Origin of the sequence: Paenibacillus sp. VCA1, from assembly GCF_031583795.1 — a bacterium.
In the GTDB taxonomy this organism is placed as follows: Bacteria; Bacillota; Bacilli; order Paenibacillales; family Paenibacillaceae; genus Paenibacillus_AQ; species Paenibacillus_AQ albilobatus.
The window spans coordinates 48,481-65,414 of the sequence record NZ_JAVLSX010000009.1; the positions used below are offsets into that span (position 1 = coordinate 48,481).

A 16,934-nucleotide genomic window follows, 5' to 3' on the forward strand; every position below is an offset into this window, starting at 1 on the left:
GACCTTCGTTTCAGGAGGTCCCTTTCCTTTTCTTCTGTATCGCCTTCCGCTCTTCGGTTTCCCAGTGCCGCAGCAAAGGATAAGGGTCGAATGACCATTCGGCCAATCCGCTGTCGCGGTAAATGCCGTAATGCAGATGCGGCGGGAATTTCCCCTGGGTCCCCGGTTTGCCGTAGCCGGAGCTGCCGACCCAGCCGATCGTTTGGCCGGGAACGACGATATCGCCCTGGTTGAGTTTTTTCTCGAAACCTTGCAAATGCGCATAGTAATGGTAGCGGTTGTCCAGGTCGCGGATTCCGATCCGCCAGCCGCCAAACGGGTTCCAACCCTTCAGCTCCACGATGCCGTAGCAGGTGCTTCGTACCGGCGTGCCGTATGGGGCGAAAATGTCGGTTCCTTCATGGATGCGGTAACCGCCCCAGCTTCGCCGGGTGCCCCACGTATCCCGGTACGAATAGGAATCGGAAATCGGGAGCGGGAAGGCGTGGCCCGACAGATCGAGGGTTTGAAATTTTTCGTACAGTTTGGAAAACTGAAGAATGCGCTGAACCGACCGGCTGTTATGGTAATATTCCCACAAAGCGATGCTGAAGTCGTCCTCGGATTGGCCGTGCCGAAGAAGATAGGAGGCCATGCTGTACAGCACGTCCATGTCGTTGTTCATGTCGGCAAGTCCATCCCCCGAACCGTCTTTGCCGTACCCGTTGAAAATGCCGATGGAACGCGGATTGCTGTCGTTCGGGTCGGGATTGAACAAGCCGGACCATACCGGCTCGTTCATGAAAATGCCGGTCAGCCGTTTCGGGTGGCTGCGGTCTTTCGGATGGGCTTTTGTCAGCGTATGCTCGTATTGGTCGATCGCGGCGATTCTGTACCATGGAATCCGGGTGGCGGAAGCGACCTTGTCGTAGAGTGCTTTTCGGAAAAAAAGAATTTCCTCCCTGCTCATCTTCTCCAAAGATTCGGCGGCCTTTGCAGGTTCCCGATCCGCGTCCCCCCATGCCGGTGAAACCGCGGCTCCGAAAACGATAGCTGCGCAAGCGGCGCAAATGAAGGAACGGCGGGCTTTTTTCAGCTTGTATTCAGAATTTCTCATCGTCAACCTCCTGCTGGCAGCGTTATCGACTTTTTCCGGCCGTTACGTACATAACCTTAGATTGGTACAAGAATAGTCATTTTATCCCGTATTAGAAATGGAAGTATTTTGGGGTATTTCATGATATAATATGGGGCGAGCAGCAGTAAATCCATGAAGCGAAAGAAGGTCAGATCATTGCCTAAACAAACCGTCAAGGAACCAAAGCCGGACTGGATTCGCATCAAACTGACAACCGGTGACAATTATCAGGAAATCAAGAGCATGATGCGCTCGAAGACACTACATACCGTGTGTGAAGAAGCGCGTTGCCCTAATATATACGAATGCTGGGCGAACCGCACGGCGACTTTTATGATTTTGGGCGATATTTGCACGCGTGCCTGCCGTTTTTGCGCGGTCAACACGGGAAAACCGACCGAGCTCGATTTGCAGGAGCCTGAACGCGTTGCCGAAGCCGCCGAGAACATGGGGCTGAAGCATTGCGTTGTCACAAGCGTTGCGCGGGACGATCTTTCCGACGGAGGTGCGATGATTTTTGCCGAAACGATTAAGGCGATCCGCAAACGCCTGCCGCTGTGCAGCGTCGAAGTCCTCATTCCCGATTTCATGGGGAACTGGGACGCGCTGAAGGTTGTGATGGACGCCAAACCGGATATTTTGAACCACAACATCGAAACCGTGGAACGCATGTCGAATCGCGTCCGCGCGAAAGCGAAATACGACCGCTCTTTGGAGCTTTTGAAAAAATCGAAGGAATTCCAGCCGGATATTCCGACCAAATCGAGCATTATGCTCGGCGTAGGGGAAGAATGGGACGAGATCCTGCAGGCGATGGACGATCTGCGCGCCGTGGACTGCAACATTATGACCATCGGCCAATATTTGCAGCCGTCTCCGCAGCATTTGAACGTCGTTAAATATTATCATCCCGACGAATTTGCCAAACTGAAGGAAGAAGGCATGAAGAGAGGATTCAGCCACGTGGAATCCGGACCGCTGGTCCGCAGTTCCTATCATGCCCACGAGCAGGTGAAATCGGCGGCAAGCCATCAATCCTAATTCATTTCTGAGCAGTGGAAGGCAGGGGGAGCACATTTGATTCTGATAAGCGGAAAAAGCTACGAGCTGCTGAAAGACCATAAAAACGGCTGGAACCCTGAAGCCTTTCGCGACCGATACAGCGAAGTGCTGGACCGCTACGATTACATCGTCGGAGACTGGGGTTACAACCAGCTGCGGTTGAAGGGATTTTACCGGGATAAGCATCCTAAAGCCACCAAAGATACCGCGTTTTCCGGCATGCTGGATTACATTAACGAATACTGCAATTTTGGATGCGCTTATTTTGTTCTGCAAAAGAACCGGGATGTTCAGGCGAAAGAAAAGGATAAAGACAAGGAAAAAGATAAAGATAAAGATAAAGAAAAAGAAAAAACCGAAAAAGCAAAAGGCGGTTCCCAATAGGGAGCCGCCATTTCTTTTGCGAATACATATCGAATAACTTAAACGGCCGAACGAACGGCGAGCACGCTAACCGAGGAAGGCTTCTCTGACGCGATTCCAGAACGGGAACGGACGGTAACGCGCAAAGCTTACTTTTTCCTTCGCCACCTGGCAGCGTACGGAAATCAAATCGTCCACTTGAATGTTGACATGGTCGATCGTCAGCAGCAGCCGCTGTTCTTTTCGCGAAAAAATATCGGTGTGGTGGTGCTTCGGCAGCAGCAGCGGCGATCCCATCGTACGGAACACGCGGTTGTTGATCGAAGCGATCTCTGCAATCTGCAGCGCCTCGATCGTCGGATGCACCATGGCGCCGCCAAGGCTTTTATTGTACGCGGTGCTGCCGGTTGGCGTCGAGATGCAGATGCCGTCGCCGCGGAACATCTCGAAGGTCTGGTCATTGATATCGACCTGGGCGACCACCGTTCCGTCCATGCCTTTAAGCGTAAATTCGTTTAAAGCGATATAAGAAAAATTGCCCGATTTCCGGTGGATCTCCAGCTCAAGCAATGGATATTTGACGATCCTCGGCCGAACGGAACCGGATTTGCTGGCCGAACTCATCAGCTCCACGAGCTGGGGCAGCTCGTCTGCCTGCCAGTCGGCGTAAAAGCCGAGATGGCCTGTATGAACGCCAACAAAAGCGATATCGGGAATATGGTCGATAAACGTATGAAAAGCATGCAGCATCGTGCCGTCGCCGCCAATCGAGACGACGATCTCGGGAGATTCGGCGTCAAGCCGGAACCCGTGCTTTGCGGCCAGCTTATGGAACTGCTCACTTAAATCAACGGATAACTGATCACCGCGATCCAGGACATAATATCTCAAGAGAGTTAAGCTCCTTTATTGGGGGATATAAAGATCATAAACAATATCGGAGCATAAAACAACGTTGTTTTCACCTTCCGGCATACAGCTTCCGCCACAACGAACGAACGAGCGACCAGATAAACGAAGCGGCGGTAACAAAGCCGATCAGCAGGCAAAAGTAGGCGATCCGGTCGGCAAAACCGCCGGGGGCCCATGCAAAGCCCGGGTCGGGCAAAGCCTGTTGGAACGCGGGAGCAGGCAAAATCCTCCCCATCACCGGATTCCACAAAAACAGGACAAGCCCGGCGGCCAAAACGGCATGGATCAGGCGCGCAAACATAAACGGCAGGTAACGCAAATTGGTGGCATGCAAAATGCTGGCGATTTGCGCATGCACCGATAGACCTCCCCAAGATAATATAAAAGCCGCCGCAGCCGCTTTAAACGGCAGGGGAATCGAAGCCGCCGCTTCTCCGGCGGAACGCGCCCCGAGCGTCACCTCAAACAGCCCGCCGACAAGCGCTTCGGACAATGACGCGGGAAAACCCGCGGCCTTCAGCAAGTACTCAAGCGCAAAGTACAAATTTTTCATGACGCCGGCCTGGGTCAGCAGTTCCAAAAAGACCGAAAAGAATACGACGAGCCCTCCGACGACAATAATAAGCTTTAATGAAGATTCCACCGCTTGCCGTAGCATTTCGCCTATCGCGCGGCCGTCCTCCATTCGCGCCCGATGCATCGCGGCGAAAGCCCGCCGGATGCGGCCACGCCGCTCTTTTCTGCCTTGGGGGGATTGAGCCGAACCGCTGGACGGCGCTGACGAATGAGACTGGCGGCTGCCGTGGAAACGCATGAGCAGACCGATTAAAAAACCGCCGCCGTAATGGGAAATCGCCAAAATGACGGCCATTTTCGGGTCGTGGAAAAAACCGACGGAGACTGCGCCGATCAGGAAAATCGGATCCGACGATGTCGTGAAGGCGACAAGCCGTTCTCCTTCATCCCTTGTCACCATGTTTTGTTCCCACAGCTTGGCCGTCAGCTTGGCCCCGATCGGGTACCCGGACACGTAACCCATGGCGGCGACAAACCCGCCGCTGCCCGGAATCCTGAACAGAGGTTTCATCAACGGGTCGAGCAGCGTACCGAATAAATGAACGATGCCGAAGCCGAGCATGACCTCCGAAATGATAAAAAACGGGAACAAGGAAGGGAAGAGGACATCCCACCAAATCGCAAGGCCGCGCAAGGCGGATTCGAGATAAGCGCCCGGAAACCGCATCATGAGCAAAAGCAGCGAGGCGAGCGAGACGATCATAAGCGGAAGACCCAGCTTTTTTAAGGACATAGTTACACCTTCCTGTCAGAATGGGTCGATGGAAATGAACCTGTATACCCAATTTTATGATTTGCATCGGACAAACAGTACAAAAAATGTTAGAAAGCGTTTACAAAAAATAATGTTTTTTTGACGAATGTATGTTAAAATATACAAAACAAATGACAAATTTAATTTCCGAATTTCAATAGATGATGGAGTGATGAGATCATGAGTATTGTCGCCGGTGTTCTGGTCTGCGCTTTCGTGTACGTCATTCGAGCCTCACTGGTCCATCCCGGGGAAGAGGATTGGAGCAGCTACTAATGTTCAAGGTGCTAAACAAACGTTTAGCGCCTTTTTTTGTTTTTTGATATACTTGGAAATGGAACCATGGCGCCTCATCGGCTTTCGGGTCCTGCTTGTCGAGAACACCATGGCGGAGATCTAGAACGAAAGACATGAAAGGAACGTGGGGATGTGGCTTTAGAACCTCTTTATACCATTCAAGTGACCTGTAACTACTGCGAGCATTCGTTTCAGACATCTCGCGTGCGTCCCAGCTTCAAAAAGTCGATCCGGACCGACACCGATTTTTGCGCGTATTACAAGGATGAAAACCCGGATTTTTACGTGGTCAGGGTCTGTCCGAAATGCGGCTTCTCCTCGACGGAAAATTCGACGGAGCGCCTGAACGAATCGCAAAAAAAACGGTTCGAGCAACACATCGGCAGCCGGTGGATCACGAGGGACTTCGGAGGACACCGGAATTGGGAAGCGGCTTTGGAAACGTACAAGCTGGGGCTGCTCGTCGCCCAGACCATCGGGGAGAAGGAGCGGATCATCGCCAGCCTTCTGCACCACATCGCGTGGCTGTACCGATATAAAGGGGACGAACATCAAGAGCAGCGTTTCCTGAAATACTGTCTGGAATCATACATAAAGGTCTATGAGCTCGAGGGCGTGGGGGCGAACAATGCCCGGCTCCTGTACTTAATCGGAGAGCTGAACCGCAGAACGGGCGCATTCAACGAGGCGGTCAAATGGTTCTCGCGGGTCATCAACGACAAAAACATCATCGATGCGGCCATGATCCGGGCTTCCCGCGAACAGTGGGGCGTGCTCCGCGAACAAATGCTGGCGCGCAAGCTGGAACTGCCGCAGGAAATGAATCCGGCCTGACAAACACAAAACACGCATGAATCATGCGTGTTTTGTGTACAAACGGTTATCGGACAGGCTGGTCGAAGCGTAGGTAGTCGTTATCCGTCTCGATGACGTTCAGCCGGCTGCTGCAGCATGGAAAGACGACCAGCTTTTTGCGGCCTTCGTTGACGGTTTTCAGCTCGCCGGGCTTCAGGTTCAGCCTCACGTTCCCGGCACCGCAAAAGGGACATTCATGCACGTAAATGTCGCCCATCTGTTTATCGTAAGGCCAAGTGTGCGAGAAAGGAATCATGACTCGTCCTTCTTTTCCGCCTCTTGCTTGTCCGGCGATTCTTTGCCGAGCTCGGCGATTTTTTGCAGCAAAATATGCTGCGGCATGTGCATGAGATGTTCGAGCGGAACCCCCAATTTTTCGGACAGCTTCACGGCCGTCTCCGGCGATATTTGCAGCGGTCTCATGACAAGCATCCCTCCATTCGGATCTATTTCAGTCCGCTTAAGGACCTGTTTGCAGGATTGTTCCCTTTTGTAATACACCTTATCACGAAAACCGTTGAAATGAAATCCTATGCAAAGAAAGGTGATTTTTTTATGAATAACAATTTGAAAATGACCTGGGATTTGGAGTCCATTTTTCCCGGAGGTTCCTCTTCCGCCGAATACCAAACGTTTCTGGACACGCTCGAGAAGGATCTCCGCCAGTTGAAACAGGATGTCGATGCTGCCTCGGCTCCGGCTAGCGCAGACGACACGAAGGCATTCGACGCGATCATCGACGCGATGGGCAGCTGTATTTCCCGCCTGTCCGAAGGAAGCGCATTCGTCAGCTGTTTGCAAGCGCAGGATCAAAGCGACAAAAAGGCGGTTCAGTTGTCCGGCCGGATTACGGGCCTGCACGCGCTGCTCAGCACCATCACGACAAAATTCGACGATCTTCTCGCCCGTACTGACGATGGCACTTGGAAAGCATGGATGGAACGCGAGGAACTGCGTCCGATTGCTTACGTCATGAACGAAAGCCGGAACCAAGCCCGCGAAAAGCTGAGCCCTGAGCTCGAGAGCCTTGCGCTCGATTTGGCCGTCGACGGATATCACGGCTGGGGCGATCATTACGACACGGTGGTCAGCCACGTGAAAATTCCGTTCGAGAAGGACGGGGAAACCGTGCTGTTGTCCGCAGGCCAAGCGCATAACAAGCTCTATGACGCAGACAAAGAAGTCCGCGACTCGATGTTTGTTAAATGGAAAGAAGCCTGGGCGGACAAGGCCGACTTCTGCGGCGATACGCTGAATCACCTGGGCGGTTTCCGGCTGAAGCTGTACGAACGCCGCGGCTGGGACGAAGTGTTGAAGGAGCCGCTGGCCATCAACCGCATGTCCAAGCAGACGCTGGATGCCATGTGGGGCGTCATTCAGGACAACAAAGCGATGCTGGTCAAATATATGGAACGTAAAGCCAAACTCATCGGCGTCGACAAGCTGAGTTGGGTGGACGTGGAAGCGCCGATCGGCAAGGTTTCCTCCAAGGTGTCTTATCAAGAAGCGGCCGAAACGATCGTGGAGCAATTCCGTAAATTCAGCCCGAAAATGGCCGACTTTGCCGAAATGGCTTTCGACAAATCGTGGATCGAAGCGGAGGACCGCCCCGGAAAACGTCCTGGCGGATTCTGCACGTCCTTGCCGGTCAGCAAGGCGACGCGTATATTCATGACGTACAGCGGTACGGCATCCAACGTGTCCACGCTCGCGCACGAGCTCGGTCACGGATATCACCAGCACGTGATGGACGATCTCCCGGTATTTAACCAAAATTATGCGATGAACGTGGCCGAAACGGCCTCGACGCTTGCGGAAATGATCGTTTCCGACGCCATGGTGAAAAAGGCTGGAGACGAGCAGGAGAAGCTGGCGCTGCTGGAAGATAAAATCCAGCGGAGCGTTGCGTTCTACATGAATATTCATGCCCGTTTCCTGTTCGAAACCCGCTTTTACGAAAAACGCAAAAACGGCCTGCTCAGCGTTCAGGAATTAAACGAGCTGATGGAAGAAGCACAAAAAGAAGCGTACTGCGACGCGTTGTCTGCGTATGAGCCGACGTTCTGGTGTTCCAAGCTGCATTTCTACATCACCGGCGTTCCGTTCTACAACTTCCCGTACACCTTCGGCTACATGTTCAGCACGGGCATCTATGCCCAGGCGCTTCAGGAAGGCAGCGGCTTTGCGGACAAATACGATGCGCTCCTTCAGGATACAGGGGCCATGACCGTCGAAGATCTGGCGAAAAAGCATTTAAACGCGGATTTGACGGGACGCGATTTCTGGCAGAGCGCCTCCGATCTCCTCAAGAAAGACGTCGAAGAATTCATGAGCATGACCGAGTCGCTGGTTTAATTCAGCATGGCTCCGTCTCCGGTTCGCAGCCCTCGCGTCTTTGCCATCTATCCATTTCCCCAGGCATGACCGGATCGACAGGAAATGATAAAACAGGAAAAACCGCCATAAACGGCGGTTTTTCCTGTTTTTTTGCCTATTCGAAAGAACTTCAGGAATTTTGTCACATAAACCAGAAATATATCAGAATTTTGGCTTAAAATGCATCGAAAAAGCGAAAGTAATAGTAATAATTACCCATTTATGTTTGATATTGTTGTCTGTTCCGATAGGCTGCCTTATAATGAGTCATAAGCCCTAATTATTTTGGCGAAAGTTGAAGAGAGGAAGAAGGAAATGATGAAAACTGAGCAATTATCCCTAGCAAGACAACTTGATTTGGTCTTCAAGGAACTTGAGGAAGAGCTTTCGGGCCTATCCTCAGGTACAGTGTTTGTGCAAATACGCAATAACACCATCGGCAAATTCGGGATTCGTCATCATCCGCTGGAGGGAAGAAACGGGGAGCTTCGTTCCGAAGATTCCGGCTTGACTCCGGTCCAATATTCTTCATTCCGAATGATGGCCCTTGAAAGCCTGAAGTACAAACGCCACTGGACCCATGGGGAAATCAGCTACGAATTCGCGGTCCGGCAGGGCTCGATCATCGTCGACGCCATTCTGGAATCGAATTATAACATGGCGAATTTAATGATCCGCTATCCAAGACATACATATTCAGATTCATTGACCGAAGTGTATTAAAATATCGCGGCTGTGCTTACGCAAGCATGCAAAAAAGGCAACCTAATAAGGCTGCCTTTTCTTGCGGACATGCTGGCCGCAGGATCGGCAGGTATGGCTCACGCCTTGCCGCCGACCGACATGATATCACATTATACAAATGCCGAAAGCAGATTATTGACGACCGGAAAGCTGCTGTTCTGCCATTTGTACCAGACGTTTCGTGATGTAGCCTCCCAAAGAACCAGTCTCGCGGGAAGTCATGTTGCCATAATATCCGTCTTGAGGGATTTGAACGCCAAGCTCTTGAGCAGCTTCAAACTTCATTTGTTGAAGAGCTGCGTTTGCTTGAGGAACCACCAGGTTGTTGGAGCGGTTGTTGCGTCCTTGGTTTTGTTGTCCTGCTTGACCCATGTTTGTCACCTCCTTTGAACTTTATGCTGTTATTATGGTTTTAAAATTTGAAAACATGCAGCAAAAGAGAGTGAAAGAGGTGGGAATTTTTAGGGGATCGTTGTTTCGTGCCAAAATAACGCGGAGCGGCAGGACTTTTTGATGAATTTGGCGCATGGCTCCGCTTAAAGCGGGGCATTACGAACCAACCCGAAAAGGCGCCGATTCGACATATCGTCGAACGGCGCCTCTTTGGGTAAAAGTTCGTATGTTAATCCTCGGAAGGGTACACCATATCAAGGTGCAAATCCATCTGGACCGATTGTCCGGGTTCAAGCCGGATCAGTCCCGTCACGTCGGGGCCCGCGTTCAGGTTCGGAGCGTTTGGCAGCCACGTGTACGGCTCGATGCACAAAAATTCGTTCGCTTCGCCTTTGGTGTAAAGGACCCAATGTTTATAATATTGCGGATCGGCCGAATAGGTGAGCCCGTAACCGTCATTGCGCAGCAAGGTCGCAACGGCCGGCTGGCCTTTGCCGATTCTAAAGAGCGTGTCGAAGTTCGTTCCCTGCAGGCTTAAACCTTCATTAAGCTTCTCCAAAGGACCTAAAGGAAGCACTTCGCCGGTCGGCAGCAGATCCTGGTCCAAACCGTAGACGGCGTCCACCGGCAACTGCAGCGTCCATTCTCCGGGTTGTCCGTCCAGCAGGAACCATGTATGGTATCCGATGCCGAAAGGTACGGGGAGATCCCCTAAATGGGTAACCTTGAAATGCTTGGTTAACCGGGCCCCCTGCAAACGCATCGTGACTTCAAGCTTCAGCGGAGCCGGAAACTGCTCCATCCAGTGGGGATCGTCCGCGGTAAGAAATTCGGTGGTCACGGCGCACCCTTCCTCGTCTTCCTCGATATCGCTCACGCGCCAAGGCTGCGTGCGGTGCAGACCGTGGATATGGTTGTCGCCGGCGGTGTTGCGGTCGAATTGATATTCGCGGCCTTCGTATTCGAAATGACCTCCGCGGATTCTTCCCGGCGGAATGAGCATCGGCATACCGAAATGATAGGGTTTTTGCATATAAAATGCCAAATCGTTTTCATCGGGTTTTCTTAAAATCTGTCTGTTCTGGATGTTGTCCCAGATGGAAATCACATTGTTCCCCAGCCACGGCAGCAGCGTGACTTCAAGCTCACGACTGTGAAGGACGTAAGTATCGTAACCATTCCATTGCCCTTTGGTCACTTGTTTCATATCGATGCTCCTTTTCCCACTTTTAATTCGGTTCGCTAGCGATCACTTAAAGATATCATAACAGATTTTGCGACGTTTCGTAAAAAAGAGGTTTGACAATTTGACAAGTTCAGCGATATCATAGGCATTGCATAAAGGCTTTCAATGATTGCAACACGATGACAGGGACAAGTAAGCAAAGACGGCATCTCCTTCAGAAAGCCGGTGGTTGATGCGAACCGGTGGAGCCGATTTTGCCGAATGGACCCTTGAGTGCCGAGTTGAACGGAAGCAATGCTTCCCGCGTAGACCGGCCGGCTAATTCCACGTTAAGGAATCGAAAGGCTGTCAGGGCTACGGTACTTCAATGGTACGCAAAGCTGAAATCCGAGGCAGCAAATAAGGGTGGCACCACGGTCTCACGTCCCTTGCGGACGATGAGGCCTTTTTTTGCATACACATCAACACACTTGGAGGGATATTTCATGAAAAAGGTACTTTCCGGAATCCAGCCGAGCGGCAAGCTGACGCTGGGAAACTATATCGGCGCCATGAAAAACTTCGTGAAGCTGCAAAATGACTATGCCTGCAATTTCATGGTCGTCGACCTGCATGCGATCACCGTACTGCAGGATCCTGCGGCGCTCAGGGAGCAGTCGGAGGCGGTAGCCGCATTGTTCATTGCCGCGGGCATCGATCCGGACAAAGCCAACGTGTACATGCAGTCCCATGTGCCGCCGCACGCGGAGCTGGGATGGATACTGACGACGCTGACGTCCATGGGCGAGCTTGAACGGATGACCCAGTTTAAAGACAAATCGGCCGGAAAAGATTCGGTTGGCGCCGGATTGTTCGTGTACCCGTCGCTTATGGCCGCGGACATTTTGGTTTACAATGCCGATTTGGTGCCGGTTGGCGAAGACCAGAAGCAGCATTTGGAACTGACCCGCGATCTGGCGGGACGGTTTAACCACCGTTTCGGCGAATATTTCACGGTTCCCGAGCCGTACATTCCGGAAGTGGGTGCGCGGATCATGTCCCTGGACGACGCTTCCAAAAAAATGAGCAAAAGCAATCCGAATCCGGGGAGTTACATTGCGCTCCTGGACACGCCGGACGAAATCCGCAAAAAAATCAGCCGCGCCACGACGGATTCCGGCAGAGAAGTCCGCTTCGACCCTGCCGAAAAGCCTGAAATCAGCAATTTGATGAGCATTTACGCCGAATGTTCGGGCATGTCGATCGCCGAGATCCAGAATAAATACGAAGGTCAAATGTACGGCGGATTTAAAAAGGATTTGGCCGAGGCCGTCGTTTCCGTCCTGGAGCCGCTGCAAAAGAAATATTACGATATCCGGGAGTCCGGGGAACTGCACGATATCCTTAAAAAAGGAGCCGACAAAGCGACGGAAACCGCATCGCGCACGCTTTCGGACGTGAAAGAGCGGATGGGCTTCCTAATGCCGAGAAAATAAAGCGAAAGACTACGATTCGTTGGAACGGTTCTTTTTGGCCTTGATCACAAAACCCCAGCCGATGTTGCAGATGGCCAGCACGCCGAGCAAAAGCGCGATCCAGCCGTTATAACTGATCGCAATGGCACAAGCGCCCAAAAGCAGGATGGATGAACAAGCAAACCATAGGGACAAACCTTTACTCATTGTAAAAAACCTCCAGACAAGATATGAATTCTGTTCTGTATAACTCTTAAAGATGGTGACATACTAAGCTTGCAAGCTCGTTACTAACTTGAGGATATTGCAAAATCCACAAGAGCAAAGCTATGTCGGGTTTTGCAAATTCCGAACACATCTGCAGAATAGAAGGGAGATTTTATTATGGGTCAATCTCGTTCTAACAACCTTGTCGTTCCGCAAGCAAGAACAGCTTTGCAGCAAATGAAAATGGAAGCTGCGCGTGAGTTGGGGGTACAAATTCCAGAGGACGGTTACTACGGTAACATGACCTCCCGCGAAACAGGTTCCCTTGGAGGATATATTACCAAACGTCTGATCCAATTGGCCGAACAATCGTTATCCGGCCGTCAATAAACGAATGTGTCCCAAGCCCGAAGCGCTCCAAGCGTTTCGGGCTTTTTACATTAGGCCCCGCAAAGCGCCTGAATATAAGCATCGTCATAGCAGAGCGTCTTTGCAAGGGGGATTTTGCGCGAAACCTCTTACGGTGATTCTCTCGTACCGGACGGCTTTCGTCAAGCCGAACACGGAGGAACAAAAAAGCCGCTTCCATAAAGGGAAGCAGCTTCATTTTTCTACATGAGGAGTTTGCCAAAATCCAAGCAGCGGATATATGGAACGAAACGGTTTAATTATATACGGTACCCGGGAGCGGCCGAAATAGAATTTTGCAACATCCTGACATATTAAATGTTAGCCGGAGTTGATGGATAATCTTTTATCCATTTTTTTGGCGCTCAGCCACCCGACATAGGTGTTGATCGGCTGATATTGCTTATCCATGACCAGCACGGCGACAAAAGGATACTGTTTGCGGTGGCGGTAGCGTACATCCGCCCAGCGGACGACGTAACCCCATGGCAAATTTTCGACTTCGGCAACGGCAAACGAGGTAAAGTAGAGGAAGGCCTGCACGTCCGGATGCTGTCTGGAATGCTCGACTGCCGGATGCTGCTCGGTGCGGGCATGTTTCCGCCATTCGAGCTCCTGCCCGTTCAGTACCCCGATTTCGAAGCTGCCGTCCGATAAAGCCTTGACGACATGCCATTTATTGAAGGTTACGGTCGGGATGACATAATACCGGTCGCCCTCGCGGCGGGAAGGATCGAGGCGTTTCACTTCGGCCGTCTTTCTGAAATGAACGACGGTGCGCCATACATAATACAGAATGGTCAACATATACAGGCCCGTAAACAGCGGCGCCGGCTGCAGCGCTCCCGTGCTCCACAGCAGAACCGCGGCGGCATGGGTCGAAAAAATGAACGGATCGAAAATATGAATGATATTCCAAGAGATCCACCGTTCCGAAAACGGGCGGGCGGCTTGCGTTCCGTACGTATTGAACAAATCGCTGAACACGTGGACGCAAACGGCGATTCCGGTCCAAAGAATGATGTGCCCGGCGGGCACGCTCCTGAACAACATAGCCAAAATCCCGCTGATCAGCGCGGTCCAAATGACGAGAAAAGGAAGCGAATGCGTAATGCCCCTGTGGTTCTTTACGTAAACGGCATTGCCTTTTAAGCGCAAAACCCCGTCGAAATCGGGGGCCTGGGAACCGATGACCGTACCGAGAAGTACAGCGGTGGCAAGCGCGGGGCTTGCGGCTACTGCCGGGTCGACGTAGGCGAGTCCGGCCAAGCTGAGCCCCATCACGAAATGTGTAGCTGTATCCATCTCCATGTCTCCTTCTTGTTGTTCTTATTTACCATTGAAACAAATCCGGAAAATGCATTCCCGTTCAAACGGGCCGTTCCTGTGAGCATTTTGCGAATCCTGCTTCAATCTTCCTTATAATAGTTACTACCCACTTTTGGATGAATATATAAGGGTTTGACCATACTAAATTGTGTCACCGAATTGTCAAAAAGGTGAAAGAATTTGCAGAGGATTGTCAAACACTTTTCCCTTTTGATATGATAAACTTTATAGCGGAGGCATCGATTCCTCCAGAATGACAGAATAAGGAGGATTCTAAAGGCGTGGACAATCATTTAAGTTACCAGGCTCCTTCGGATTCCGCGACCCTTTCCATCAAGCAAACGCCGCCGAATTCATCGGCTACATGGAAAGATTTTATCACACTTACAAAACCCGGGATTATCCGGTCTAATTTAATTGCTGTTTTTGCAGGCTATTGGCTTGCTTCCCAGTGGAACATTCAATTCGGCAAACTGATCCTCACGTTGCTGGGAACCGTACTTGTTATGGCCTCCGCCTGTGTATATAACAATTATTTTGATCGCGAACTCGATATGAAGATGGAACGCACACGAAACCGTACGCTTCCAGCCGGTCGCCTGAAGCCCTCGATTGTACTTTGGTATGCATTTATCCTGGGCGCGCTTGGATTGGCGGATCTTTTTATTTTTTCGGGTGTTTTAGCCGGTATCTTCGGGCTTGTGGGCATGTTTGTGTATGCGATCGTTTATACGATGTGGCTGAAACGTTCTTCGACATGGAGCACGTCGGTGGGCGCCATTTCGGGTGCCATGCCCCCGGTCATCGGATACGTCGCCGTTACGCAAAGCGTCGATCTCGGAGCTTTTCTTCTGTTCGCATTGCTCTTTCTGTGGCAGCCGCCGCATTTCTGGGCGCTCGGAATCCGGCGCGTCGAAGAATACAGAGCTGCGGGTTATCCGCTGCTGCCGGTCGTCAAAGGCATCAAAAGAACGAAAATCCAGATCATTCCGTATCTGGCGCTGCTCGTTCCCATTCCAATCCTGATGTATGTGTTTGGTTATACCGGCATTTATTTCGCGATTATCGGAACGCTGCTTTCGCTTTTCTGGCTGTATCTGAGCCTCAAAGGCTTTTCGGCCAAAGACGACGTTGCGTGGGCCAAAAAATTGTTCATTTTTTCGATCAATTTCTTAACCTTGAGTTTGATCGTCATGATTTTGAATACCGTGCACTAACCAGTATATAGAAGGACAAATCCCATGAATGCATGGGATTTTTTCTGGGGAATCGTCGAACGGCGACAACGAAAAACACATACGCTCCGCCCCGGCGGGGAATGGGTCCGAGATCAGGTAGAAGCTTTCGCAGCCTCTACCTGATTTTACAATAACCGTTTGTTCAGGTTGCCTGCTTGTCGAACGGATCATGGGAGGAAATACTGGAACATGCTGAAACGTTATAAATGGACATGGGTTCTGCTCGCGATCATTGTGATTCTGGCGGGATACCTGATTTATGCCGGCACTGGCATTGGCAAATCCAAGCTGCCGGTGCTTGGGGAAGTGGAGGACTTTTCCTTTGAAAATGTAGACGGCAAGACGGTAACGCGCGACGATACGAAGGGAAAGGTACGGCTCTTTTATTTCTTTTATACCAGTTGTCCGGACGTATGCCCCGTCACCACCTTCCTCCTTTCCCAGACGCAGAAGCAGTTGATTAAAGACGGCAAGTTCGGCAAGGATGCGGAATTCGTTTCGATCTCCTTCGATCCGAAAGTGGATACGAGGGAGAAAATCAAAGAGTTCGGGGATAAGTTTTATGTCGATTATAACGGATGGTATTTCCTGAGGGGAGAAGACCAAAAGATCAGGGATGTCGCCGAAAAATCGTTTAAAATCGCCATCGTAGGCGATAACAAGGATAATTTTGCCCACTCCAACATCATCGCTTTGGTAGACCGCGACAATAAGGTTCGCAAGCTGTATAACGCCAACGATACCGATAACGTCACGGCGGAAGCTTTGGCCAAAGACGTGGAGGAACTGGCTAAGCAATAACATTGTCATAGGAAAGCGCCGATCATTCGCCCTCAAGGCTGAATCGACTGGCGCTTTTTTTCGTCAGGGAATTGGAGGCGGGGCGGGATAAACGATGAATTCCTCCAGTCCCGCTTTTTCGAGCTGGGCGACCAAATATTCGTCCGGCGTTCCCTCGACGCCCGGGTAGCCGCGCCTCGTGTAAATATGACCCGCATCGGGAAACGCGTCGCGGAGGACGCCGCGGATTTTTTTGCCCGAGCTGTCGTTATCCATAAAGAGATACACTTCTTCATCTTTGATTTCTTTGCGCAGCGCTTCGAGTTTGTTGGAATTGAGCGTACCGAAGGTGCATACGATCCGGACCTCCTCCTGAAGCAAGCGGCGCAGCTTGCTGCGGTCGTTTTTGCCTTCGACGATAATATAAATGGCCATGATTTCACCTCGGGTGCAGAGACGTTGGCGTCTCCTATCGAAATTCCCCGGGAAATGTTGAACAAAAGGAAGAATCCCGGTTTCCCTTAGTGTAGCTCTTTTCATTACCGTCATGCAAAAAATAAGACGACCCGGCCTTGGCAGGCAGATCGTCTATTTAAGTGTCGTTAAACTAGCACCAAAAGGCGCGCAAAATGATTACCAGCAAGATAAAGAGCACCAGAACCACGCCAACGTTGCTGCCTACACATGGCGACACGACTGGAGCAACCGCTACTGGAGCAACCGCCGCCGGTGCGACGGGGCCGCAGCCGCAGTGTCCCAAATGATGACCCATACCAAATCACCCCGCTCTCGTTTATGTCGCATGACACAATGTATCTTATGTGGGTATAAGGCATAAGTTTTGTGCGGTGGCCCATCCGCATTTGTTTTAGGTTTTTACCCA

General features: G+C 51.3%; 19 protein-coding genes. 9 read left to right on the plus strand and 10 right to left on the minus strand.

The features are described from left to right. Positions 1 to 10: 10 nt before the first annotated feature. Positions 11 to 1,096, minus strand: coding sequence for a M23 family metallopeptidase (locus RJP21_RS20280; RefSeq protein WP_310860928.1), 1,086 nt, complete (start codon positions 1,094 to 1,096; stop codon positions 11 to 13). Positions 1,097 to 1,249: 153 nt separating this feature from the next. Here RJP21_RS20280 and lipA point away from each other — a divergent pair, with 153 nt between their 5' ends. Continuing rightward, entirely contained in the window at positions 1,250 to 2,158 is a 909-nt protein-coding gene (lipA, locus tag RJP21_RS20285; protein ID WP_160044220.1) for a lipoyl synthase, read from the plus strand. 36 nt (positions 2,159 to 2,194) lie between these two features. Further along, entirely contained in the window at positions 2,195 to 2,563 is a 369-nt protein-coding gene (locus RJP21_RS20290; protein ID WP_310860929.1) for a YutD family protein, read from the plus strand. Positions 2,564 to 2,629: 66 nt separating this feature from the next. On the opposite strand, the gene RJP21_RS20295 is transcribed toward RJP21_RS20290, so the two are convergent. Together RJP21_RS20295 and ylbJ are read right to left on the minus strand one after the other, a co-directional pair. After that, positions 2,630 to 3,433 carry an NAD kinase gene (locus RJP21_RS20295; RefSeq protein ID WP_160044222.1) on the minus strand — a complete coding sequence of 268 codons (804 nt, stop codon included), beginning with the start codon at positions 3,431 to 3,433 and terminating at the stop codon, positions 2,630 to 2,632. Between the two features lie 70 nt (positions 3,434 to 3,503). After that, a complete protein-coding gene (ylbJ, locus tag RJP21_RS20300) occupies positions 3,504 to 4,763 on the minus strand; it encodes a sporulation integral membrane protein YlbJ (RefSeq protein WP_310860930.1) in 1,260 nt (419 codons plus the stop codon). A gap of 450 nt (positions 4,764 to 5,213) precedes the next feature. On the opposite strand from ylbJ, the gene RJP21_RS20305 reads away from it, so the two are divergent. Next, entirely contained in the window at positions 5,214 to 5,915 is a 702-nt protein-coding gene (locus RJP21_RS20305; protein ID WP_310860931.1) for a DUF2225 domain-containing protein, read from the plus strand. A 46-nt stretch (positions 5,916 to 5,961) separates the two neighbouring features. Here RJP21_RS20305 and RJP21_RS20310 read toward each other — a convergent pair whose 3' ends face one another. Both RJP21_RS20310 and RJP21_RS20315 read right to left on the minus strand, forming a co-directional pair. Beyond that, positions 5,962 to 6,192 (minus strand): hypothetical protein, encoded by a 231-nt coding sequence (locus RJP21_RS20310; RefSeq protein WP_160044225.1) that lies wholly within the window; start codon positions 6,190 to 6,192, stop codon positions 5,962 to 5,964. Further along, positions 6,189 to 6,359 carry a YycC family protein gene (locus RJP21_RS20315; RefSeq protein ID WP_160044226.1) on the minus strand — a complete coding sequence of 57 codons (171 nt, stop codon included), beginning with the start codon at positions 6,357 to 6,359 and terminating at the stop codon, positions 6,189 to 6,191. Before RJP21_RS20315 ends, RJP21_RS20310 begins: the two co-directional genes overlap by 4 nt. A 132-nt stretch (positions 6,360 to 6,491) precedes the next feature. Here RJP21_RS20315 and RJP21_RS20320 point away from each other — a divergent pair, with 132 nt between their 5' ends. Both RJP21_RS20320 and RJP21_RS20325 read left to right on the plus strand, forming a co-directional pair. After that, a complete protein-coding gene (locus tag RJP21_RS20320) occupies positions 6,492 to 8,291 on the plus strand; it encodes a M3 family oligoendopeptidase (protein WP_310860932.1) in 1,800 nt (599 codons plus the stop codon). 336 nt (positions 8,292 to 8,627) lie between these two features. After that, positions 8,628 to 9,035 carry an O-methyltransferase gene (locus RJP21_RS20325; RefSeq protein ID WP_160044228.1) on the plus strand — a complete coding sequence of 136 codons (408 nt, stop codon included), beginning with the start codon at positions 8,628 to 8,630 and terminating at the stop codon, positions 9,033 to 9,035. 153 nt (positions 9,036 to 9,188) lie between these two features. On the opposite strand, the gene RJP21_RS20330 is transcribed toward RJP21_RS20325, so the two are convergent. Both RJP21_RS20330 and RJP21_RS20335 read right to left on the minus strand, forming a co-directional pair. Beyond that, complete coding sequence (locus tag RJP21_RS20330) at positions 9,189 to 9,428, minus strand: alpha/beta-type small acid-soluble spore protein (RefSeq protein WP_160044229.1); 240 nt, start codon at positions 9,426 to 9,428, stop codon at positions 9,189 to 9,191. 250 nt (positions 9,429 to 9,678) lie between these two features. Continuing rightward, a complete protein-coding gene (locus RJP21_RS20335) occupies positions 9,679 to 10,656 on the minus strand; it encodes an aldose 1-epimerase (RefSeq protein WP_310860933.1) in 978 nt (325 codons plus the stop codon). Between the two features lie 464 nt (positions 10,657 to 11,120). On the opposite strand from RJP21_RS20335, the gene trpS reads away from it, so the two are divergent. Beyond that, on the plus strand, positions 11,121 to 12,110 hold the full coding sequence (gene trpS, locus RJP21_RS20340) for a tryptophan--tRNA ligase (RefSeq protein ID WP_310860934.1): 990 nt from the start codon (positions 11,121 to 11,123) through the stop codon (positions 12,108 to 12,110). A 9-nt stretch (positions 12,111 to 12,119) separates the two neighbouring features. On the opposite strand, the gene RJP21_RS20345 is transcribed toward trpS, so the two are convergent. Continuing rightward, positions 12,120 to 12,296 carry a hypothetical protein gene (locus tag RJP21_RS20345; protein WP_201452215.1) on the minus strand — a complete coding sequence of 59 codons (177 nt, stop codon included), beginning with the start codon at positions 12,294 to 12,296 and terminating at the stop codon, positions 12,120 to 12,122. Between the two features lie 177 nt (positions 12,297 to 12,473). Between RJP21_RS20345 and RJP21_RS20350 the strand changes: the two genes are divergently transcribed. Next, on the plus strand, positions 12,474 to 12,686 hold the full coding sequence (locus tag RJP21_RS20350) for an alpha/beta-type small acid-soluble spore protein (RefSeq protein WP_160044232.1): 213 nt from the start codon (positions 12,474 to 12,476) through the stop codon (positions 12,684 to 12,686). 339 nt (positions 12,687 to 13,025) lie between these two features. On the opposite strand, the gene RJP21_RS20355 is transcribed toward RJP21_RS20350, so the two are convergent. Beyond that, the gene (locus RJP21_RS20355) at positions 13,026 to 14,009 is read right to left on the minus strand and encodes a metal-dependent hydrolase (protein ID WP_310860935.1); all 984 of its coding nucleotides are present in this window, start codon (positions 14,007 to 14,009) and stop codon (positions 13,026 to 13,028) included. A gap of 305 nt (positions 14,010 to 14,314) precedes the next feature. Here RJP21_RS20355 and cyoE point away from each other — a divergent pair, with 305 nt between their 5' ends. Together cyoE and RJP21_RS20365 are read left to right on the plus strand one after the other, a co-directional pair. Then, on the plus strand, positions 14,315 to 15,250 hold the full coding sequence (cyoE, locus tag RJP21_RS20360) for a heme o synthase (RefSeq protein ID WP_310860936.1): 936 nt from the start codon (positions 14,315 to 14,317) through the stop codon (positions 15,248 to 15,250). 210 nt (positions 15,251 to 15,460) lie between these two features. Next, the gene (locus tag RJP21_RS20365) at positions 15,461 to 16,072 is read left to right on the plus strand and encodes an SCO family protein (protein ID WP_310860937.1); all 612 of its coding nucleotides are present in this window, start codon (positions 15,461 to 15,463) and stop codon (positions 16,070 to 16,072) included. Positions 16,073 to 16,135: 63 nt separating this feature from the next. On the opposite strand, the gene RJP21_RS20370 is transcribed toward RJP21_RS20365, so the two are convergent. Then, positions 16,136 to 16,486 carry a toprim domain-containing protein gene (locus RJP21_RS20370; RefSeq protein ID WP_160044236.1) on the minus strand — a complete coding sequence of 117 codons (351 nt, stop codon included), beginning with the start codon at positions 16,484 to 16,486 and terminating at the stop codon, positions 16,136 to 16,138. Positions 16,487 to 16,934 lie beyond the last annotated feature (448 nt).